The sequence below is a fragment of the Aquabacterium sp. genome (assembly GCF_034003525.1).
GTDB lineage: Bacteria > Pseudomonadota > Gammaproteobacteria > Burkholderiales > Burkholderiaceae_C > Aquabacterium.
The window spans coordinates 84,176-104,425 of the sequence record NZ_JAVEYN010000010.1; the positions used below are offsets into that span (position 1 = coordinate 84,176).

Below are 20,250 nucleotides of genomic sequence, written 5' to 3' on the forward strand. Positions count from 1 at the left end.
TCAGGACACTGGGGCAGGCAGCGACACCGGCACCGGCTCCACCGTCATGGCCGGCAAACGCCCCACCAAAATCTTGTAGGTGTCCTTGTCAAAGGCAGGCCGCCCTTGCTGCAACAGCGCCTGCACCTCGTCGGGCGTGCGTGCCGTGCCCAGGTAACACCAGGCATCCAGCACATGCCAGGCATCGCCCTCACGCACCTGCACCGGGCCCCCATAAGGCCACACCTTCACCTGCCAGTCCGCCAGCACATTGCGCAAACGGGCCGAATGGCGTCCCCACGACTCCGCGCCCACACAGGCTCCACTGCAGCGGTGCAACTGGTAGGCAAAGCAGGGCCGCCCGGCTGAGGTCTTCTCCAGTCCCAAGGTCGCCAGGCACAGTTGCGCCTCTTCGGCGATCTCGCGCAAGGTCTTCAGCGCATCACGCTGGCTGCCAAACAGCCCGTACACGGCATCCTGCCGTCCCCAATCCAGATCGCGCGCCCACGCCAGCTCGGGCAGGTAGCCGCCCTCGCCGTCCCGTTCGGTGGGCAGCAGACGCCAGGTGCACAGCTCGTCGCTGCGACGCAAACGCCGGTTGTGGATGGGCTGCCAGCGCTTGATCAGCTGCGCTTCCAGCAGCAAGGCGCCCATCTCGCCCGGTGTCTCGATCCACTCCAGACGGCGGATCTGCTGCGACAGGCTCATCTCCTTGGCCAGTCGGTGATCCGCGCTGAAGTGCGACAAGACCCGCTGTCGCAATTTATTGGCCTTGCCGATGTAGATGGGCACCGGACCCTCACCATAAAACAGGTACACGCCATGACGCTCGGGCAGTTCATCGAGCAGGGCCCGATCCAGGTGCGTCGGCCAACTGCTGTGCCCCGTCAGTGTGCCCACCGCCTCTTGCAACTGCGAGGCCGGCACCTGCTGCATCAGAATCTGCCAAAACTGCCACAACACCGCCGCATCGGCCAGCGCGCGGTGTCTGGCCGGCATGTGCAACTGGTGACGCTCGATCAGTGCATCGAGGCTGTGCTTGCTGAACTGAGGGAACAGCTTGCGCGACAGCTTCACCGTGCACAGCACCGTGGCCTTGAAGTCCACGCCCACGCGCTTGAACTCGTTCTTCAAGAAGCCATAGTCGAAGCGCGCGTTGTGCGCCACGAACAGACGGCCATGCACGCGCATCAGCACCTCCTCGGCCAGGGCCTCGAACGTGGGTGCCTTGGCCACCATCGCATCGGTGATGCCAGTGAGGTTCTGAATGAACGGCGGGATCGTCGTCTGCGGATTGACCAGGCTCGACCACTCCCGCACCTCGCCCTCCTCGTTCACCTCCACGATGCCGATCTCGGTGATGCGGTCCACCGTGCCGGTGGCACCGGTGGTCTCCAGGTCCACAAAGACCATGGGCTCAAACAACTTCTCAGGCATCAGGGAACGTCAAGGGGCAGCGAGGGATTCGCGGGATTGCAAGGCTTGCCAGGCGGGGCTCGCCATCATGACATGCAAGGCCTCGGTGGCCTGGGCAAAATCATAGTACTCCACCGCGCTGCCCAAAGCCCGAGCATGTTCTGGCAGATGGCAGGCCAACATGGGCGCAACCCGTTCGTAAGCCTCGGCCGCATCCAGGTCATCGGTCTCCAGCAAGGTGCGCAGTTGCGCCAAACCGGCCTCCAAGGCCGGCCAGTCCAGCGGCACCTCGGGCGCGGCGGCCGGCGCGGGCGCCAGGTCCTGCGTGACCCGCACCGCGTCCTGCAACAACGCTTCCAGGCCGGGCAAGGCCTGCAGGGGCAGCTGTACATCGGTGCCATGCTGTTTGAGCACCTGCTCCACCGCTTGCGCCTCACGCTGCAACATCACCCACCCCAGCATGCCCGCCACACCCTTGAGCGTGTGCACCCGGCGTTCGGCCGTCACCCAATCCTGTTGCGCCAAATCGGCGCGCACCTTGTCCATGTCGGCGGCATGGTCCGCGGCAAACCGCAGCAACAGCTTGCGCAACTGTGCCACCTTGCCACGACAGCTGCGCAGGCCCACCTCCAGGGCCAGGCCGGGCATGGCATGCAAGAGAGCAAGTTCGGCCATGTCGTCGTGCGTCAGCTCGGACTGCACGCCGCCCCGCTCCTCGGCCCGCACCGCTTGCGGCAGCCAGGTCGCCAGGGCGCGCGTCAACTGCGCCGGGTCCACTGGCTTGGGGATATGGTCGTTCATGCCCACGCCCAGGGCCTCCGCCCGGTCTTCGCTGAAGGCATTTGCCGTCATCGCCAGAATCGGCGTTTGCGCGTACGCCGGCAAGGCACGGATGCGCCGCGCCGCCTCCAGGCCGTCCATAACAGGCATCTGGATGTCCATCAAGATCAGCTCATACCCGCCCTGCTCGGTGCAGCGCTGCACCGCCACGGCACCGTCACCCGCCAGGTCCACCACAAAGCCCATGTCTTCCAGCAGGGACACCGCCACCTCCTGGTTCAGGGCATTGTCTTCGACCAACAGCAGGCGGTGCCCCGGCTGGAAGCGCGGCAAAGCCTCCGACACCGATGGCGCGTCGCTGTGCATCAAGGCCTGTCCCCAGCTGCGCGCAATCGCGTCGTTGAGGGTGGCCGACATCACGGGCTTGGGGATGAAGGCCGAGAAGCCGCCGTCTTCCAGGTCTTCGGCCGGGCACCCGCTGCTGCCACTGACCAGGATGCAGGCCGGCTGCAAGTGCAAATCCAGCTTGCGCAGGGCATGACAGGTCTCGGTGCCATTGAGGCCGGGCATCTGCCAGTCGGTGAACACCAGCTGGTAAGGATCACCGATGCTGTCCGCAGCGGCCACGCGCTCCAGCGCCAGCGCGCCCCGGTCCACGGGATCGGCACGGGCACCCATGTCCGTCAGCATGTCGACCAGCAGGGCGCGGGCTTCTTCCATGTCGTCCACCACCAGCACACGGGTACGCGGGGGCAGCACACTGGCCGCCGGCATGACCGACTGCACGCCCACCCCAAACGGCGCATCAATCCAGAACACACTGCCCTGGCCTTCGGTGCTCACCACTCCCACCTGCCCGCCCATCAGGTCGGCCAGTCGCCTGGTGATCGCCAGGCCCAGGCCCGTGCCACCATAGGTACGGGTGGTCGACACATCGGCCTGCTGGAAGGCCGTGAACAGCTTGGCCTGCTGGGCCTCGCTCAGCCCGATGCCGGTGTCGCGCACCTCGAAGCGCACCCACACCTGCTCACCATCTTCGCGCAACACGCGGCCACTGAGCACCACCGTACCCTGCTCGGTGAACTTCACCGCATTGCTCATGAAGTTGACCAGCACCTGCCCCAGCCGCACCCCGTCGCCATGCAACACAGGGGGCACGCCACTGAGGCGCACCACCAACTCCAGGCCCTTGGCCTCCGCCTTGTCGGTGACCATGGCCGTGACGTTGCCGACCATGCGCTCCACCTCGAAGTCGGTGGGGTCCAGCGTCATCTTGCCGGCCTCAATCTTGGAGAAGTCCAGGATGTCGTTGATGACCGAGAGCAGGTGCATGGCCGCACCGGAGACCTTGTCGAGCTGCTGCAACTGGCGCGTGCTCAAGGGCTCGCGGCGCATCAGATGTGTCAGGCCGATGATGGCGTTCATCGGCGTGCGGATCTCGTGGCTCATGTTGGCCAGAAAGGAACTCTTGGCCCGGTTGGCACTTTCTGCCTGTTCCTTGGCCTGTCGCAACAGCTCGTCGGCCCGGTGCTCTTCGCTGATGTCCTCGATGATGGCCAGCAAGGTGCCGGCCTCCGGGTCGAGCCGCGCCCCCCGCATGCGTGCCCAAAAGCGCGAACCGTCGCGGCGCACCAGTTGTTCTTCACGCTGATGCGAGACCCCGGTCTGCATCAGCTCACGCACCAACTCCGCGCCATGCTGGATGCTGGCTTCATCGGGGTACCAGCTCATGGCAGATTCACCCAACATGCTGCCCTCGGGCGCCCCGAAAATCTCTTCGAGCTTGTGGTTGCAGCGCACCACACGTCGGTCCTTCATCACGGCCAAGCCCACCGTGGCCGCATCGAACACGGTCGTCAGCTCATCGTTGAGCAGCTTCAAGCTCACTGCCTGCGCCGCCACCTCACGGCTGGCTTCTTCCAGCTTCAGCGTGCGCTGGCGCACCAGGTTTTCCAGCTCATCGCGATAACGCAGCAACTCGCGCTCGGTGCGTTTGCGCTCGGTGATGTCCACCCACACCGCCGTGAAGCATTGCTTGCCCTGCACCACCAGCGGCTTCATCGAAACCCAGAACTCCCGCACCTCGCCATGACGGGTCAGGCGCTGGTTCTCGAACTCGCGCCCCCCTTCGGCCAGCACCCGTGCCACGATCTCGTCGACTTCCTCACGCGTCAGGGTTGCCTGGACGTCGTACAGCGTCAGGGACGCGAAGTCGTCACGGGTGTAGCCCAAGGCGTCGGAAGCCGCCTGATTGAAACTGATGAAGCCCAGGGTCGCATGGTCCACCAACAGGATGCCAAGGGGCGACTGGTTCACGATGGTCGAGAACAGCTCCTCACGCTCGCGCAAGGCCTCCTGCACCTGATGCTCGGACGTGACATCGCGCCCCACACCCAAGACGCCGATGAGTTGCCCACGGGCATCGTGGATGGCGGTCTTGGCGATGTGGATCAAGCGCTGCGTCCCATCCCCTGCCGCATACCAGGTGGACGGCAGGGTCAGGTGCCCTTCGCTCATCACCCGCTGGTCTTCCAAGGTGTCTTTGGCGGCCACATCGGCGGTAGCCAGTTCGTGAACGCTGTGTCCGATCACCGCCTCACGGCTGGCCTGCATGAAAGCCAGAAAGCGCTCATTCGCCACCAGGAACATACCCGCTGCGTCCTTGAGCCACACCAAGTCCGGCATGCCTTGGACCAAAGCCTGCAACTGGCTGCGCTCAGCTTCCAGGGCCGCCCGGCTGCGCGCACTCTCGGCCCGCGACTCCCGAAAGGCCAGCACGGCCTGCGCCATCTCGCTAAGCACCGAGGGACGCCCCTTTGCCATCGCGCCCACCACAGCAAAACTGGCATCACCGCCCTCTTGCCCCTGCGCAAGACGGTTCAGGCTCCCGGCCACATGCTGCAGCTTGCGCGCCAGCCAGATCGCAGCAGCCAGCCACCCCAGCACCAGTACCACAGTGAAGCCCACGATCACCTTGCTCTGTACCTGGTGAAATGCCAGCAGCTTTTGCTCGGCCTCCTGGCTGTTTTCCAGAGCGTGCCGCGTCCAGATCAAGGCAACCCGGGTCGAGAGCACCGCAAAGCGCCCGTAGTGCTCTGTGGCAGCGGCCTGCTTTTCCTCGGCCACCTTCGGGTCGATGCTCAACAGGTCGGTGCTCATCAAGACAAACTGCTTGAAGCCAAAGAACGCTTCCTGGGCCGACTGGATATCACTGGCACTCAAGCGGTGGCGGTGATCGACCAAGACCCGCGTCAGACGCTGCTCCAGGCCAGCCATCTGCTCCACGAAGCTCACATGCGTGCGGTACGCCTCGGCCTCATCCAGGGCCCCGGCTTGCGCGCGCGCCAAGACCGCCTTCAGTCTTTCCTGAATCTGATACAAATCGTAGCGCACGCCGATTGCCTCAGCGGCCAAGGACAGCTCTTGCGACAGTTCTTGACTTGCCTGCGCCTGCACCCCACGGGCATATTGCGTGGCCACAAAGCTCAGCCCCGCCCCCAAGATCAGCGCCAGTGCCATGGGCACGAACAAAATGAGCAGAAAGCGCGCTCGACGCAACCACTGGGGGGAGAAGAGACTCGTCACGAACGCCCTCGTCTCAAGGTGAAAGCAGCGTGGGCCACAAGGTCGGCGGCACACTCGCCACGTAGGCGAACTGGCCCTGCCCCAACGGGCGGATGACCACCACCGTGCCCTCCGGGCGAACGAAATAGCCTATCAAGTCGGCCAGATTGGGCGCATGCGCCACGATCACCCGGTTGCTGCCACGGGCCACCGGCTCAGACAGCCAGTACCGGGTCGCCTGCAAGACGGGCTGCTTCTCGGCCTGCGTCAGGTTCGCCGTGTACAGCAACACGTCCACCTGGCGCACCCCACCCGGCTGATCCGGAAAGGCCAACTGGGCCGAGTCACGCGCGCGGCACAAAGGGCTGTGCAAGACCTCAACGACCGGGATACCGGCCTGCCGGATGAACCGACCGACCTGAACCGACAACTTTCGGCCGCCCTCGTCGAGGACGCGCTGGCGGCTGCAGTCACGGACGTCCCCCAAGGGAACCAGGTCGGCACGGCTGTTGTCGGTGGTGCCATGACGCATGTAGAGCACATAGCCGCCCTGACGCAGCTGCGCCAGCAAAGCCGGCGTCGCCATGCGCTCGACAAACTTCGGCGCCTTGTCTGCAGGTCCGGCCTGAACCGGCACAGCAAGCGGCGCTTGAACCTGCGCCTGCACCTGGCCAGTGGCCGTCAGCCCCATGGCGATCATCACGGCCGCACACCACCACGCTCGCACGCGGTACCTCCTCATCCCTGGGGCCCGGCGAACGCACCCAAGTCCTCCGGGTGCTCATCCTTGAAGCGGTTGGCAATCCCCTCGAACCGGTCCAGATGCTGCAAGAAGGCATCGGCCACGTCCGGGTCAAAGTGCCGCCCACGCCCCTCCCGCATGATCTGAAGCACCACGTCGGCGGCGAAGGGCTGCTTGTAGTGCCGGCGCGAGATCAGGGCGTCGAACACGTCGGCCACCGCCATCAAACGGGCCGGCACGGGGATGGCATCACCCCGCAGGCCCGAGGGGTAGCCACTGCCATCCCATTTTTCATGGTGGCCGCCCGCAATCTGGCGCGCCACCTCCAGGAAGTCCAGGGCCGAGTCGTCCACGTCCGCGTCACCGGTCACACCTCGCTGCGCGCGTGCCACCTGCACCAGCTTGATCGACTCCTCCAGGGCCTGGGCGCCAATCATCGCGTGCGTCTTCATCACCTCGAACTCGTCGGGGGTCAGCTTGCCCGGCTTGAGCAAGATCGCATCTGGAATGCCCACCTTGCCGATGTCATGCAGCGGCGCCGCCTTGACCACCCGCCCGCAGTAGGCCTCGTCGGCCAGCTCGGTCTGGAAACGCGGATGCTCACGCAACAGCTCGATCAACAGCGCCACATAGCCCTGGGTGCGATGCAGGTGGTTGCCTGTTTCGTTGTCGCGCTTCTCCGCCAGGGCAGCCAGGGCGTGCAGGCTCACGTCCTTGATCAGCTCGTTTTCAGCCATGCGCCGGTGCACTTCGGCATCCAGGTAGGCGTTCTGATCGGCCAGCCAGTCGCGCGCCTTCTTCAATTCCAATTGGGCGCGAACACGGGCCAAGAGCAAGGCAGGTTTGACGGGCTTGGTCACATAGTCCACCGCCCCCAGGCTCAAACCCAGTTCCTCATCGGTGTCGGCCGACAACGCGGTCACGAAAATGACCGGGATGTCCTGGCACGCCGGGTTGGCGCGCAAGGTCTTCAGAACCTCGTAGCCATCCATCTCCGGCATCATCACGTCCAGCAAGATGAGGTCGGGCCGAGGCGCCACGGCCACGGCCTGCAAGGCGCGCAGGCCCGAGTTGGCGACTCGTACGTGGTAGTACGGTCGCAACAACTGCCCGATGACCGTGAGGTTCTCTTTGGTGTCATCCACCACGAGCACCGTCATACGGTGGGTATCTGTGTCAATCGTCTCCATGCAACTGCCTGCCGCACCCAGAGGCACCACGGTCAATCCCTAGCATTTGATAATGGAGACAGTCTACCGAGATCCGATGCACGTCAGGCAGAAATTAATTGACGTGGATCAGCCCAAAATACCCCCGACAGTAGCTCAATGAGGCGTTCCGGCCCCATGCGAAAGCCGCAGGCCTGAGGGTGTCCCCCACCCCCCATGGATTCGGCCAGCGGAATGGCGTTGAACGTGGGCACCGCGCGCAGGCCCACCTTCACTGTGCCGTCCTTCGAAACGCTCCACAACAAGGCAAAGCTGCCGCATTCGGCCGACAGCATGTTGCCGACCTCGCTGGTGAAGGCGCCGGGGCAGTTGACCATGACACCGGCCTGGCCATTGAAGGTCACCGGGGCGGCGCCTTGGGCAATGTCACGGCACAGGCTGAGGAATTTCTCGTTCATGGCCTGGCCGCGCTGGCCAAACTCGGCCACCTGCGTCGGCGTGAACGCGGCAATCTCGGCCCAGCGCGGGAACTCGTTGGGCTCCAGGTCGAGCGCCGACAGGAAGGCCGCGCTCTCGGGGAAGGCCCAGGTCCACAGGTCGCGGTCCTGCACATAGCGGATCAGGTCGGGCACGGGCTGCTCGGGAAAGAAGAACTTCCACGACAGCATCGCCCCAGACTGCGTCATGTCGAAATGCACCGCGCCGCAGCGGCACTGGAAGCGCCCGAGCCGGTCGGCCGCGCTTTGGTGGTGGTCCAGCAGTACCAGCTTGGCCGCCCGCTCGTCGATGCCCTGCATCAGGCCCTCTCCAAACGAGAAGTCGAGGATGTAGACCGCGCGGCCCTCCAGCGGCGGCAGGTCGTCCAGCGTGGTGATCTTGCCGTGGCTCACGCCCAGGTACTCGCCCTGGCCCTCGAAGTACAGCCAGGCCGCCAAGGCGGCGCCAAAGCCGTCAGGGCACTTGCCGTGGTAGATGACGAGGGGATGGGGGTCGGTCTTGGACGGCTGAGCGGCCAGGCCGGGAAGCGAAGTGAAAAGGCCAGTGGTCACGGCATGCGGCGGCGCTTGCAGCGCCGAGAAGAATCAAACCCCTGATGGTACGGCAGGGCCGGGCCGGCAGCTGCCTCATTTCGCAGCAATCCAGGCGCTGCCCCAGGGGGGCATCGGTTTGCCCCCGCTTTGCCAACACACTTATCCACAGGAACCGTGGACAACTTGCGCAAACACCCCCACTCGCCACATTGGCAAGGCAATCCCGCCCTAAAATGGCATATTGCAGTGCAGCATTCCTTTGTCTCTCCCCATGCCGGTCACCTCCACCCGTCGCATCGCCATCGCCCAACAGTTCGTCCGATTCGGTTTCGGTGAGCATGTGGACGAGAACGCGCCGTTCTACTCGCCCAACTTCCTGACTCAGGAACTGACCACGACCGAAGTCCAGGCGGTGTTGACCATCGTCCCGCGTTACAACGCCTTCTACGGCCTGACCGTGGCCGGCTCCATCGGCCGCTTCCGCGGCCGCGTCCGGGGCTGGAAGTTCGGCCGTGCCGACGCCCCCCAACTGGTCGTGACCCTGCCCTTCTGGACCCACCAGGCCGAAGAAATCCCCCAAGGCTCGCCCGTGGGCAAGCCCGTGTCCGACGAAGACAACCAGGCCCTGGTCGACGAGTTGCGTCAACTGTTCGTCCACGAACTCGACGCCAACCGCTTCGATGCGCTCGACAACACCGAACACGTGTTTGCGGCCTACTGGGGCTGAGATCCTGGGCTGAGGCCCTGGATGGACGAATCGCGGGTCGATTTCCGGGCAGACCATCACGGCCTGCAGGGTTCTCACCGAGCACACCGCCCCAATTCCGTCACCGAAATGGCGTAGTCTGAGGTGCATGTGTGCAAATTACCGTCCGGTGAGCGACCGCGCTCGGCTCCAACACCACTTTGGCGCCTCCGCGCCCGCAGACGCGACCTGGCCTGAAGAGGCCCGGTCCATGTGCCGGGTCCCCGCCCTGCGCCACAGCGATGAGGGCGGCGAGCCTCACCGCGAGATCTTCATCGGCCAGTTCGGCCTGATGCCCTTCTGGGCCAAGGACCCGACGCTGGCGCGCCGCACCTACAACGCCCGCAGCGAAACCGCCGACACCAAGCCCAGCTTCCGCGACGCCTGGCGCCGAGGGCATCGCTGCATCATCCCGGCCGAATGCGTGTACCTGCCCCATTACGACGAGGCTGGCAAGGCCACACGCTGGCAGGTGGCCCGCGCCGATGGCGCGCCCATGGGCATCGCCGGCCTGTGGAGCCTGGGCTGGTCGCACAACGGTGCGCCGGTGCCCTCCTTCGCCATGCTCACCGTGAACGCCGACGAGCACTCCTTGCTGCGCACCCTCCACAAGCCCGACGACGAGAAGCGCATGGTGGTCATCCTGGACGAGTCCGACTACGAAACATGGCTGAACTGCCCGGTCGAGGCGATGTCGGGCATGATGACGCGGTATCCTGCGGCCTCGCTGACGGCCGAGCCTGCGCCTTGAGGGGCGAGACGCCGTCCGCGTCCACCGAATCTTGCACATTGACATGACCGACACCACCCAAGCCCCCGCTCCCGCCCTGCCCGACCACCTGTCCATCGACCCCAGCAGCCCGCACTACGTGGCCGAGGTATTCCAGCACGACATCGGCATCCGCTTCAACGACAAGGAGCGCTTCGACGTCGAGGAATACTGCGTCAGCGAGGGCTGGGTGAAGGTGCCCGCCGGCAAGAAGGTCGACCGCAAGGGCCGCCCGCTGCTGATCAAGCTCAAGGGCAAGGTCGAAGCCTTCTACAAGTAAAACCAGGCAGCCCGCCATGAGCATCGTCGTCTACTGGCTCAGCCAAGGTCGCCCGCACTGCGAGACCTTCAGCGACGCGCAGCTGCTGGACGCGTTGGCCTTTTCCGAAGCCCGCCGCAAGGACCGGGATGCACAGGGCCAGCCGCTCAACAGCCACGTGGTCACCCACTCCGAACTGGGCGACTGCGTGAGCAAGCCGGGCGTGAGCGACGAGTTGCCGCCCGACTACAGCTGGACCAAATCGCACCGCGGTGGCCCGCCCGCCCCGGACGGTACGCCCAAGACTCTGGCATAACGCCGGCATAACGCCAATTCCGACCATTCCGGGCCATGAAAGGGGCTGTTAGCATTTTCTGATGCGCGCCAACGCCCCTCTGCACGTTCACGTCTCGACGCTGTTCATGGTGCTGATCTTGCTGGTCGGCTCCCTGCTGGGCTTCGTCGGCTACCGCATGGCCGATCGGCTGATCAGCTCCGTGTCGGAAGACCTGGCCCAGCGCATCAGCCGCGAAACCGCCTCCGAGTTGCGCCAGCTGACCGAGCCGGCGCACACTGCCTTGCAGCTGCTGCAGTTCGAGCCCCTGGCCAGCTTCACCCAATTCGAGCAGCGCATGACGCGCCTGCCCCTGATCAAGGCCACGCTGGATCACACGCCGGCATCGGCCTCCATCTTTTTCGGCTACCCCAACGGCGATTACTTTTACGTACACTGCCTGCGCTCCGCCGATGAGCGCGAGCACTTCGACGCCCCCGCAGGTGCGCACTACATGGTGCGCAGCATTGAGCGACAAGGCGGAGCCCCGCGCGGCAGGCAGATCTTTCTGAACGAGCGCCTGCAGGTGATGCTCGCCCGCTCGGTGCCCGACTACGCACGTAGCTTCGACCCGCGCAACCGCAGTTGGTACCGCCAGGCCCTTCGCCACAACGACGTCTTCGTCACCGACCCCTATCTGTTCTTCACCGACCGGCAGGTCGGCATCACCCTGTCGCGTCCGTCACGGCACGCCAGCGGCACCGTGATCGGCCTGGACATCCAGCTGCGCACGCTGGGCGCTGGCCTGGCGCGCCAGAAGCTCACCCCCAGCTCGCAACTGGTGCTGGTCAATGCCCAGGGCGAGGTCTTTGCCCACGAGAACTCCTTCATCGTGCCCCGCGGCGGCACCAGCGACCGCCCTGCCCTGACCCCCCTGGCGCGTTTCGGCGTGCCCGTGCTCACCGCACTGAGCCAACACATCCAGCTCAGCCAGGTTCCAGCCACCGGCACCTTGCAACAGGTGATCGACCTGGCAGACGGCCCCTGGCAGGTCACCCTCAACACCCTGCCGATGCTGGGCAACACCAGCTTGCTGCTGATCAATGCCGTGCCCCGGCACGAACTGCTGGCCACCGTATACGAAGAGGGTCGCTTCGCCCTCATCGCGGCGCTGCTGATCATCCTGGGTGCCATCGCGCTGGCCTGGCGCTTCGCCCGCGGCATTGCCCGCCCCTTGAGTGGTCTGGTCAAGGAGGCCGAATCCATTCGCCACTTCGACTTCGGGCAAACCGTCCCGCTCAAGTCGTATGTCCTGGAAGTCAACACCCTGGCACGCAGCGTGGCGCAGATGAAGCGCACCATCCGCCAGTTCCTGGAGATCAGCTCGGCCATCTCCGGCGAAAAGCACTTTGACCGCCTCCTGCCTCGCCTGCTCGGCGAGACCGTGGGCGCCGTCAACGCGACCGCCGGCGTGCTCTACCTGCGCGATGACGGTGGCCTGAAGCCGGCCTGTGCCCAAGGGATCGACGGCCACGCCATGGACGCGGCGGCGCTGCAAGGCCTGCACCGGCTGGCACTGCCCAATCCCCGCGAACCATCCGCCGCAACGCCTCCAGGGCGAGACGTGCCGCTGCTGGGACTGGCCATGAGCCAGGGGCGAGTGTTGTCTGGCCCCCTGCAACCTGTGGACATGCTGACCCTGGGCCTGTCGGAGCTGGGCGAACACCCCTGGCCGCCTCACGCCATGGCGGTGCCGCTGCTCAACCGACAGCGCGAACTGGTCGGCGCCATGCTGATCCTGTCCGAGACGCCCAGTGAAAACGACCGCGTCTCCTTCCTCGGCGCCCTGTCCGGCACGGCAGCGGTCGCGCTCGAAGCCCAGGCGCTGATCAGCGAGCAGAAAGCGCTGTTCGATGCGCTCATTCAGCTGATCGCCAATGCCATCGACACCAAGAGCGCCTACACCGGCGGCCATTGCGCCCGCGTGCCCGAGCTCACCCGCATGCTGGCCGAAGCGGCCTGCGCCGCGCACGATGGCCCTTACGCGTCCTTCCGCCTCAACGAGGAAGGCTGGGAAACCCTGCGCATGGCCGCCTGGCTGCACGACTGCGGCAAGATCACCACGCCCGAGTACGTGGTCGACAAGGCCACCAAGCTGGAGACGCTCTACAACCGCATCCACGAAGTGCGCATGCGTTTCGAAGTGCTCAAGCGCGATGCCGAGATCCACTGCCTGCAAGGCATCCTCGAGGGTGGCGACGAAGCCGCCTGTCGCCAGCACCTGGCAAAGACACTGGCCGAACTGGACGATGACTTCGCCTTCGTGGCCCGTTGCAACCTGGGCAGCGAAGCGATGGTGCCCGAAGACCAGCAACGTCTGCTGGAGGTGGCGCAGCGCCGCTGGCAGCGCACCCTCGATGACCGCCTGGGCCTGTCACCACTGGAACTGCAGCGCCATCCACAAGACGTGGCCCTGCCTTTGCCCGTGACCGAATCGGTGCTGGCCGACAAGCCACAGCACCGCCTGGAGCGACCGGTCCACGACCAGATGCCCAAGGACGGTCGCTGGGGCTTCCGTATGGCCGAGCCCAAGCTGCTCTACAACCAGGGCGAGCTCTACAACTTGCGTGTGGGCTACGGCACGCTCACCGAGGAAGAGCGCTTCAAGATCAACCAGCACATCGTGCAGACCGAAGTGATGCTGCGCCAGCTGCCCTTCCCGCCCTACCTCGCCAACGTGCCCGAGATCGCCTCCGGCCACCACGAGAAGATGGATGGCAGCGGTTACCCCAAGGGCCTGCACCAGGCGCAATTGCGTCCGGAGACGCGGATGCTGGCCATTGCCGACATCTTCGAGGCGCTGACGGCCGCCGATCGGCCCTACAAGCCAGGCAAGCGGCTGTCCGAGGCCATCGAGATCCTGCACCGGATGAGCCAGCGGGGCCACATCGACCCCGCACTCTTTGCCTTGTTCCTGTCGTCCGGCGTGTACAAGACCTACGCCGAGCGCTTCATGGACCCGTCACAGATTGACGCGGTGCCGGTGGCCACCTATCTGGCAGCCACCGACCGGGTGCGTGCCGATCCAGCGCCGCAGCAGCCAGACTCTGCCAGCGACGCTCAGCGAGCCGATCCGGCCGCTGCGCGCACCTTGGCCAACTCCTCGGCATAGGCCGGGCCCGAGCGCAGGGCGTGATAGGTGTCCAGCGCTTGCTGGTATTCGGCCGAGTTGAAGTTGAAGCCCGGGGTGTTGAGGAACTGATCCAGGCCTGCACGGTGCCACAGATTGAAGTCGGCCACGACCTCGGCGCGTGTCAGCGCTTGCGGGCGGTTGGCGGACTGCTCTGCAGCCTGGACCACACCGGCTTGGGCCACACCAGCCAGCAGGGCCAGAGACAAGAGAGCGGAACGGAAAGAAGCAGTGGATGTCATGAGATTTACCTTTCGTGAGCTGTCCGGGAGGACATGAAGCTCATTCTGGCGAAGTGAGTAAAATTATGGAAATCGATTAAATGGATAAACACCATGCACAACATCGATATCAATTACACCGATTTCCGCAAGCTCGACCTGAACCTGCTGGTGGCTTTTGACGCCCTGCTGAGCGAGCGCCATGTCGGCCGAGCGGCCGAGCGCCTGTTCATCGGCCAGCCCGCCATGAGCCACGCCCTGGCCCGCCTGCGCACCCTGTTTGACGACGAACTGTTCGTGCGCACCGGCAAGCGCATGGAGCCCACCGACCTGGCGCTGGCCCTGGGTCCGCGCGTGCGCGCCTGGCTGCAAGAGGGCGCCGACTTCCTGTTGCGCGAAGAGGCCTTCGACCCCGCCCGCGCCGAAGGCCTGATCCGCCTGTCCATCCCGGACGGCCTGGAAGCCCTGATCCTGCCGCCCCTCCTGGCCCGCCTGCGTGCCGAGGCGCCCGGCCTGGGTCTGCGCGTGCAGCCACTGGCCGTGGAGCACCTGCCCCAGGCCCTGGACGCCGATGACGTGGACCTCGCCGTCGTCGCCGTGGACCTGCCCCTGCGCAGCTGGCACCGTCGGGCGGAGTGGCTGCGCTGCGGCTTCAACTGCATCTACGCCCCGGCCCACCTGCAACTGCCCGCCGCCCCCAGCCTGGCCGACCTCGCTGCCTGCGACCATGTGGTCAGCAGCTACCGCGGCGACGCCACCAGCGCGCTCGACCAGCTCTTCGCCGCACACGGCCTCACCCGCCGCGTGGTGGCCTCGCTGGCCAGCATGGCTTCCATCATGGGCACACTGCGGCAATCGCCCTTGCTGACCATCCAGCCCGCGCTGCAACTCGGCCACCTGCTGGACATGGACGGGCTCACCAGCCTCCCGCTGCGCAGCGAACCGCCCGTCGAGATCAGCATCGGCGGGGTCTGGCACCACCGCCACGACCGCGATGGGCGTCACCGCTACATCCGCGAGCACATGGGGGCGGTGGTGCGAGCGTTGCAGGGCCCAGCCGGGAAAGCCCCTGACCTGGGCGAGAATGCCCCGCATGAAACCCCTCGTCCCAGGAAGGCCTCACAGGCACCGCTCTGAGTTCCATACCCAGCTCGCCCACCGCCCACAGCCAGCAGGGAGTGCCCCATGCTGAGCGTGCTGGCCGTCGTGGTCTCGTTGACCTTGCTGATGTGGCTGGCCTACCGGGGCGTGACCGTCTTGCTGCTGGCGCCACTGATGGGGGCCCTGGCGGTGCTGCTGTCGGGCGAGGCGCGCTGGCTGCTGCCGCTCTACACCGACACCTTCATGAGTGCGCTCGGCAGCTACGTGCTGCAGTACCTGCCACTGTTCTTGCTGGGGGCGCTGTTCGGCCGCCTGATGGCCGACTCGGGCGCTGCCAGCACCCTGGCGCACTGGATCGTGCGCACGCTGGGCGAGCGACATGCCATGCTGACCGTGGTGCTGGCCTGTGCGCTGCTGACCTATGGCGGCGTGTCGCTGTTTGTCGTGGCGTTTGCCATCTACCCCATCGCGCGCAACCTCTTTGAAGCCGCAGACATCCCCAAGCGCCTGGTGCCGGCCACCATCGCGCTGGGCGCCTTCACCTTCACGATGACGGCACTGCCTGGCTCGCCGGCCATCCAGAACGCCATCCCCATCCCCTACTTCGGCACCAACGGCTTTGCCGCACCGGGCCTGGGCCTACTGGCCGCAGCCGTGATGCTGGGTGGCGGCATGACGTGGTTGCTGCGCCGCGCCGCCGCCGCACGCGCAACAGGCGAAGGCTATGGGCAGCACGACGAAGGCGATGACAACCGCGCCAACCCCACGCCCGCCCAGGCTGCGGCCGAAGCCGCGCGCCATGCCGAGGTGCCACTGGCATTGGCCCTCCTGCCGCTGGTGCTGGTCGTGGGCGTCAACGCGCTCTTCACCTACCTGGTGTTTCCCGCGCTCGATCTGTCCTTCATGGCTGAGCGCTACGCCACGCTGGACCCAAGCCGCGTCACCGGCCTGTGGTCGCTGCTCATCGCCCTGCTGGTTGCGTGCACCACGCTGGTCGTGACCCGACTGGGGCACTGGCACGACCTCAAGCACACGCTCAACCAGGGTGTGTTCGGCTTCATGCTGCCGCTGTTCAACACAGCGTCCGAGGTGGGTTATGGGGCCGTCATCGCCTCACTGGCAGGCTTCGGCCTGATCCGTGACGCCGTGCTGCGTGTCTCCGACAACCCACTGGTCTCCGAAGCCATCGCCATGAACGTGCTGGCCGGCATCACCGGCTCCTCCTCCGGCGGACTGAGCATCGCCTTGCAGACGCTGGGCAACGACTACCTGGCCATGGCCGAGGCGGCCGCCATCAGCCCGGAGTTGCTGCACCGTGTGGCCGTCATGGCCGCGGGTGGCATGGACACGCTGCCGCACTGCGGCGCCATCATCACCCTGCTGGCCATCTGCAAGCTCAACCACCGCCAGTCCTACGCCGACATCGCGGCGGTGACCATGCTGTTCCCGCTGCCCGCACTGGCACTGGTCATAGCCTTGGGGACGGTGTTCGGGAGTTTTTGACAGTGCCCCCGTGACAGGCGCCTTCACAGGTGCGGCCCCTTGGGGCAGAGCCGCCTCACTACAAGGCGCCTACATCGCCCCCAGAAATAACAAAGGCCACCCTTGCGAGGTGGCCTAAGTCGTTGATTTTATTGGTGCGGAGAAAGGAATCGAACCCTCGACCTTCTCATTACGAATGAGCGTAAAACGACATTCGGCATTATTTGCCTTCATTCGGATTCATTGATAAACTCATTGAAAATCAAAGCATTACATGCCCAACAAGCTGTTTTGTCATTGATTGGCATTCGACAATCTTTGGTCAATTTGCCTACAGATTGCCTACAAGTTGCCTACAGGACTGAATGGGGTGAGCATGAGCAAGGACACAAGCCGAGTCAGACTGACAGCCGGACGGGTGGAAGCATTCACCTGCCCTGCCGGAAAGGCTCAGGCATTCCTTTGGGACACCGAGGCCCCCTCCCTCCTGCTCAGGGCCACCCCGACGGGCCGCAAGACCTACGCCTTTGAGTCAAGACTGAACGGGGCCACTGTACGCATCAGCATCGGGACCGCCTCCGATTGGAGCCTGGACACAGCCCGCAAACGCGCCGCCGAGCTGAAGCAACTTATTGACCGAGGCGAAGACCCCCGCGAACTAGAGAAGGCCAAAGCCTCACACAAGGCCGCTGCAAAGGCTGCTGCAACCGCCCATGCCCTGACCGTGGGCGACCTGTGGCCCGACTACCTGGAAACAGGCAAGCCAAAGCGCCGGGACGCGTGGAAGCCCCGATATCTCGAAGACCTCAAGCGCATGAGCGCCCCAGGGGGTGAGCCCAAGAAGCGCGGCAAGGGCACGACCCGCCCTGGCCCCATCTATCCGCTGCTGGCGCTGGCGCTGGTGGACATTTCAGAGGACGCCCTCAAGGAGTGGCACGACAACGAAGCCCGCGCAAGCAAGCACCAAGCCGCCCGAGCCTTGATGATGTTTCGAGGGTTCCTGCGCTGGTGTGCCACCAAGCCGAAGTACAGGGGCCTGGTGGACAACGAAGCAGGCCGCGCCCCTGCCATCCTTGAGAACCTGCCCAGCATGAAGCGCCGCACCGATGCCCTAGAGGCCGCACAGGTAGCGGGCTGGTGGGCAGGAGTGGAGCAACTGAACAACCGCACCGCCTCGGTGTACCTGCGCGCCTTGCTGCTCACTGGTGCCCGCCGTGAGGAAATGGCAGGGCTGAAATGGGCTGATGTGGACTTTCAATGGCGCAAGCTGACCATTGCCGACAAGGTGGAAGCAACCCGCACCATCCCCCTGACGCCCTACATGGCGCAACTGCTGGCCACCCTACCCCGCGTCAATGAATGGGTGTTTGCAAGCACCAAGACCCTCAGCATGGCCGTTTACAACGCCAAACGTCGGGAGCGCGACGCCACCCAGGCGGGGCGCACAGCGCCAGCGGGTGAGGTTTCGACGGTGAGCGAATCGGGCCGCATGTCCGACCCCAGAAGCCAACATGCCAAAGCACTCTTGAGCGCCGGGATTGAGGGCCTAACCATTCACGGCCTGCGCCGCTCGTTCTCGCTGCTGGGGGAGGCTGCCGGCGCGCCGGCCGGGGCCATTGCCCAAGTGATGGGCCACAAGCCAAGCGCCACCGCCGAGGGCTACCGCCCGCGCAGTGTGGACGCCCTACGCCCCTTCCTGACTCAAATCGAAGCGCACGTGCTGGCGCTGGCTGGCGTTCAGTTTGACGCCCAAGTCGAGCCAGGAAAGCTGCGCGTTATTTCTGCCCAATGACACGCACTTGCAAAGCATAGCGTTACACGATACACTCAATTATGATCAAGTCCTTCAAGCACAAAGGCATCAAGCAGTTCTTTGAGAAAGGCAGCACAGCAGGCATTCAGGCTGCGCACGCCCCCAGGCTTGCGGCCATGCTGCGGCGCTTGGATGTGGCGACACGCGCGCAGGACATGAGCCTGCCAGGCTGGGGCTTGCATCCACTCAAAGGCGCCTTGAAGGGGCACTTTTCGGTCTGGGTAAGCGGCAATTGGCGGCTGACCTTTCGATTCGATGGTGCCGACGCCGAACTGGTGGACTATCAGGATTACCACTGAACCCAAGGAAACATCATGGCCCGCATGTTCAACCCCCCCCACCCCGGCCTGACGCTGCGCGATGACGTGTTGCCAGCCCTGGGCCTGAACGTGACCCAAGCAGCCGATCAGCTTGGCGTGTCTCGCGTCGCACTGTCTCGCGTGCTGAATGGCCGTGCAGCCATCTCGCCAGAAATGGCACTGCGCATCGAGGCATGGCTCGGCAAAGAGCGCGGAGGCGATGCCCGCGTGTGGCTGGCCGAGCAAAGCGCCTACGACATGTGGCAGACAGAGGAACGCCTAAAGGGCGCACCTCTGAACGTACAGCGGGCACCAAAGGCACAAGCCGCCGCCTGACGGACTCAGGCAAAAAAGCGGGGCCGGCATGTGCAGCAACACAGCGCCAGCCCCTGACCACAACGCGCAACACTGAGAGGACCGCGCACCATGGCTAACGACACTGTAAACCCACCAACATCACCGGCAATCCTCATCCTTGAAGATACAAGCGCAAGGGCCTGCGTCTTGGCAGCGAAGCTAAACGCCTTGCTGGCGTATACATATGGCGAGAGTGGCGGCGCATTTAGAAATATGAACGACCACTTGCAAGACGAGTACATGTGGTCTTGTGCCGACATGGCCTCAGAGCTAAAGGCGCTTGTTGCGAAGATTGACACGCATGTGAGCGCGGCACCGCTGCAGCAACTCAATCCGCAGTCCTGAACACCATCAAAACGGAGATTTGACTGTGGCAAATGAAACTGCAAACGAAGTGGACCGCGAAAGCGTCGTCAGGGAGGCCGCCGCCCTCAGCGAACTAGTGCTGTGGATTACCCAGGCGCGTGAGTTGATTGAGGAAATACAGGGGTTCGCCAACGATGGAGGCGGCGCACTCAGCGCGGCCCTGGAGGCGCACGACATTAGCTATAACACGCCTGATTGGTGGCAAACCGGTGCGGGGAATGGCTTCACATATCTCCTGCATCGGCAGAACGAACTCATAACGTCCCTGGTTCAACCTCGGTCACCCCAGCTGGGCCAACGTCAAACACCGGCCGAACCTAAGTCCTCGCCAACCACAGCCTAACGAAGAGGTGACTTCATGACACACATGACTGAAAGCCAGCGGTTCAAAAACGCGGCTATGCCATGGCCTGAGGCCACACCGGAGAAGAAGTGGTATCTCGTGGAGAACGATTTGCCCCGGTGGCGGTTGAGGCAGGGCTGCAAGGTGGCAATCAGCAGCCTCGCGTCGGATGCCGGCTGCATTGATGGTGAGATGTACCTGTTTAAGACCCCGGCTGGGGCCCTCTTCCTCGGCGAGTTCCGCCGCTTGGCCAGCGGCTATGAGGCTGAACAACATGATGGGCCGCCGATGGACTCGCAGCACCATGGTGTCACTGTAGTGGGTGAATACTTGGGGTGGATGAAATGAGG

The 20,250-nt window shown here is 64.8% G+C and carries 18 protein-coding genes; 12 read left to right on the forward strand and 6 right to left on the reverse strand.

The window, feature by feature from the left end; all coding sequences use genetic code 11:
* The 5 genes from RBT42_RS08060 to RBT42_RS08080 form a co-directional block, all read right to left on the reverse strand.
* Complete coding sequence (locus tag RBT42_RS08060; RefSeq protein ID WP_320363907.1) at positions 1 to 1,416, reverse strand: 3'-5' exonuclease family protein; 1,416 nt, start codon at positions 1,414 to 1,416, stop codon at positions 1 to 3.
* Between the two features lie 9 nt (positions 1,417 to 1,425).
* Positions 1,426 to 5,760 (reverse strand): PAS domain S-box protein, encoded by a 4,335-nt coding sequence (locus RBT42_RS08065; protein WP_320363909.1) that lies wholly within the window; start codon positions 5,758 to 5,760, stop codon positions 1,426 to 1,428.
* A gap of 13 nt (positions 5,761 to 5,773) precedes the next feature.
* On the reverse strand, positions 5,774 to 6,481 hold the full coding sequence (locus tag RBT42_RS08070) for a histidine phosphatase family protein (RefSeq protein ID WP_320363911.1): 708 nt from the start codon (positions 6,479 to 6,481) through the stop codon (positions 5,774 to 5,776).
* The gene (locus RBT42_RS08075) at positions 6,478 to 7,641 is read right to left on the reverse strand and encodes a two-component system response regulator (RefSeq protein WP_320363913.1); all 1,164 of its coding nucleotides are present in this window, start codon (positions 7,639 to 7,641) and stop codon (positions 6,478 to 6,480) included. Before RBT42_RS08075 ends, RBT42_RS08070 begins: the two co-directional genes overlap by 4 nt.
* A gap of 113 nt (positions 7,642 to 7,754) precedes the next feature.
* A complete protein-coding gene (locus RBT42_RS08080; protein ID WP_320363915.1) occupies positions 7,755 to 8,699 on the reverse strand; it encodes a DHH family phosphoesterase in 945 nt (314 codons plus the stop codon).
* A gap of 253 nt (positions 8,700 to 8,952) precedes the next feature.
* Here RBT42_RS08080 and RBT42_RS08085 point away from each other — a divergent pair, with 253 nt between their 5' ends.
* From RBT42_RS08085 to RBT42_RS08105, 5 genes are all read left to right on the forward strand, one after another.
* Positions 8,953 to 9,408, forward strand: a complete 456-nt coding sequence (locus tag RBT42_RS08085) for a hypothetical protein (protein WP_320363917.1) — start codon at positions 8,953 to 8,955, stop codon at positions 9,406 to 9,408.
* Positions 9,409 to 9,535: 127 nt separating this feature from the next.
* Entirely contained in the window at positions 9,536 to 10,177 is a 642-nt protein-coding gene (locus RBT42_RS08090; RefSeq protein ID WP_320363919.1) for an SOS response-associated peptidase, read from the forward strand.
* 43 nt (positions 10,178 to 10,220) lie between these two features.
* Positions 10,221 to 10,475, forward strand: coding sequence for a DUF3297 family protein (locus tag RBT42_RS08095; protein WP_320363922.1), 255 nt, complete (start codon positions 10,221 to 10,223; stop codon positions 10,473 to 10,475).
* Between the two features lie 16 nt (positions 10,476 to 10,491).
* On the forward strand, positions 10,492 to 10,770 hold the full coding sequence (locus RBT42_RS08100) for a hypothetical protein (protein ID WP_320363924.1): 279 nt from the start codon (positions 10,492 to 10,494) through the stop codon (positions 10,768 to 10,770).
* A gap of 61 nt (positions 10,771 to 10,831) precedes the next feature.
* Positions 10,832 to 13,900 (forward strand): HD domain-containing phosphohydrolase, encoded by a 3,069-nt coding sequence (locus RBT42_RS08105; RefSeq protein ID WP_320363926.1) that lies wholly within the window; start codon positions 10,832 to 10,834, stop codon positions 13,898 to 13,900.
* Here the strand turns inward: RBT42_RS08105 and RBT42_RS08110 are convergent.
* Positions 13,849 to 14,160 (reverse strand): DUF4148 domain-containing protein, encoded by a 312-nt coding sequence (locus tag RBT42_RS08110; RefSeq protein WP_320363928.1) that lies wholly within the window; start codon positions 14,158 to 14,160, stop codon positions 13,849 to 13,851. The two genes, RBT42_RS08105 and RBT42_RS08110, sit on opposite strands and share 52 nt — an antisense overlap.
* Before the next feature lie 93 nt (positions 14,161 to 14,253).
* On the opposite strand from RBT42_RS08110, the gene RBT42_RS08115 reads away from it, so the two are divergent.
* The 7 genes from RBT42_RS08115 (at position 14,254) to RBT42_RS08145 (ending at position 20,248) form a co-directional block, all read left to right on the forward strand.
* Complete coding sequence (locus tag RBT42_RS08115) at positions 14,254 to 15,276, forward strand: LysR family transcriptional regulator (protein ID WP_320363930.1); 1,023 nt, start codon at positions 14,254 to 14,256, stop codon at positions 15,274 to 15,276.
* A 48-nt stretch (positions 15,277 to 15,324) separates the two neighbouring features.
* Positions 15,325 to 16,743: a GntP family permease gene (locus tag RBT42_RS08120; protein WP_320363932.1), complete on the forward strand. Its 1,419-nt coding sequence runs from the start codon at positions 15,325 to 15,327 to the stop codon at positions 16,741 to 16,743.
* Between the two features lie 355 nt (positions 16,744 to 17,098).
* Positions 17,099 to 18,514 carry an integrase family protein gene (locus RBT42_RS08125; protein WP_320363980.1) on the forward strand — a complete coding sequence of 472 codons (1,416 nt, stop codon included), beginning with the start codon at positions 17,099 to 17,101 and terminating at the stop codon, positions 18,512 to 18,514.
* Between the two features lie 41 nt (positions 18,515 to 18,555).
* Positions 18,556 to 18,834, forward strand: a complete 279-nt coding sequence (locus RBT42_RS08130) for a type II toxin-antitoxin system RelE/ParE family toxin (RefSeq protein WP_320363935.1) — start codon at positions 18,556 to 18,558, stop codon at positions 18,832 to 18,834.
* A 15-nt stretch (positions 18,835 to 18,849) separates the two neighbouring features.
* A complete protein-coding gene (locus RBT42_RS08135; RefSeq protein ID WP_320363937.1) occupies positions 18,850 to 19,170 on the forward strand; it encodes a HigA family addiction module antitoxin in 321 nt (106 codons plus the stop codon).
* 90 nt (positions 19,171 to 19,260) lie between these two features.
* Positions 19,261 to 19,536 (forward strand): hypothetical protein, encoded by a 276-nt coding sequence (locus tag RBT42_RS08140; protein WP_320363940.1) that lies wholly within the window; start codon positions 19,261 to 19,263, stop codon positions 19,534 to 19,536.
* A 379-nt stretch (positions 19,537 to 19,915) separates the two neighbouring features.
* Positions 19,916 to 20,248 (forward strand): hypothetical protein, encoded by a 333-nt coding sequence (locus tag RBT42_RS08145; RefSeq protein WP_320363943.1) that lies wholly within the window; start codon positions 19,916 to 19,918, stop codon positions 20,246 to 20,248.
* The last annotated feature ends 2 nt before the right edge of the window (positions 20,249 to 20,250 follow it).

Excerpts from the sequence above, each read along its gene's own strand:
- RBT42_RS08105 (WP_320363926.1), top strand. The coding sequence starts at position 10,832 with ATGCGCGCCAACGCCCCTCTGCACGTTCACGTCTCGACGCTGTTCATG.
- RBT42_RS08095 (WP_320363922.1), top strand. The coding sequence starts at position 10,221 with ATGACCGACACCACCCAAGCCCCCGCTCCCGCCCTGCCCGACCACCTG.
- RBT42_RS08090 (WP_320363919.1), top strand. The coding sequence starts at position 9,536 with ATGTGTGCAAATTACCGTCCGGTGAGCGACCGCGCTCGGCTCCAACAC.
- RBT42_RS08110 (WP_320363928.1), bottom strand. The coding sequence starts at position 14,160 with ATGACATCCACTGCTTCTTTCCGTTCCGCTCTCTTGTCTCTGGCCCTG.
- RBT42_RS08115 (WP_320363930.1), top strand. The coding sequence starts at position 14,254 with ATGCACAACATCGATATCAATTACACCGATTTCCGCAAGCTCGACCTG.
- RBT42_RS08140 (WP_320363940.1), top strand. The coding sequence starts at position 19,261 with ATGGCTAACGACACTGTAAACCCACCAACATCACCGGCAATCCTCATC.
- RBT42_RS08120 (WP_320363932.1), top strand. The coding sequence starts at position 15,325 with ATGCTGAGCGTGCTGGCCGTCGTGGTCTCGTTGACCTTGCTGATGTGG.
- RBT42_RS08125 (WP_320363980.1), top strand. The coding sequence starts at position 17,099 with ATGAGCAAGGACACAAGCCGAGTCAGACTGACAGCCGGACGGGTGGAA.
- RBT42_RS08075 (WP_320363913.1), bottom strand. The coding sequence starts at position 7,641 with ATGACGGTGCTCGTGGTGGATGACACCAAAGAGAACCTCACGGTCATC.
- RBT42_RS08145 (WP_320363943.1), top strand. The coding sequence starts at position 19,916 with ATGACACACATGACTGAAAGCCAGCGGTTCAAAAACGCGGCTATGCCA.
- RBT42_RS08100 (WP_320363924.1), top strand. The coding sequence starts at position 10,492 with ATGAGCATCGTCGTCTACTGGCTCAGCCAAGGTCGCCCGCACTGCGAG.
- RBT42_RS08085 (WP_320363917.1), top strand. The coding sequence starts at position 8,953 with ATGCCGGTCACCTCCACCCGTCGCATCGCCATCGCCCAACAGTTCGTC.
- RBT42_RS08135 (WP_320363937.1), top strand. The coding sequence starts at position 18,850 with ATGGCCCGCATGTTCAACCCCCCCCACCCCGGCCTGACGCTGCGCGAT.
- RBT42_RS08130 (WP_320363935.1), top strand. The coding sequence starts at position 18,556 with ATGATCAAGTCCTTCAAGCACAAAGGCATCAAGCAGTTCTTTGAGAAA.
- RBT42_RS08070 (WP_320363911.1), bottom strand. The coding sequence starts at position 6,481 with ATGAGGAGGTACCGCGTGCGAGCGTGGTGGTGTGCGGCCGTGATGATC.
- RBT42_RS08060 (WP_320363907.1), bottom strand. The coding sequence starts at position 1,416 with ATGCCTGAGAAGTTGTTTGAGCCCATGGTCTTTGTGGACCTGGAGACC.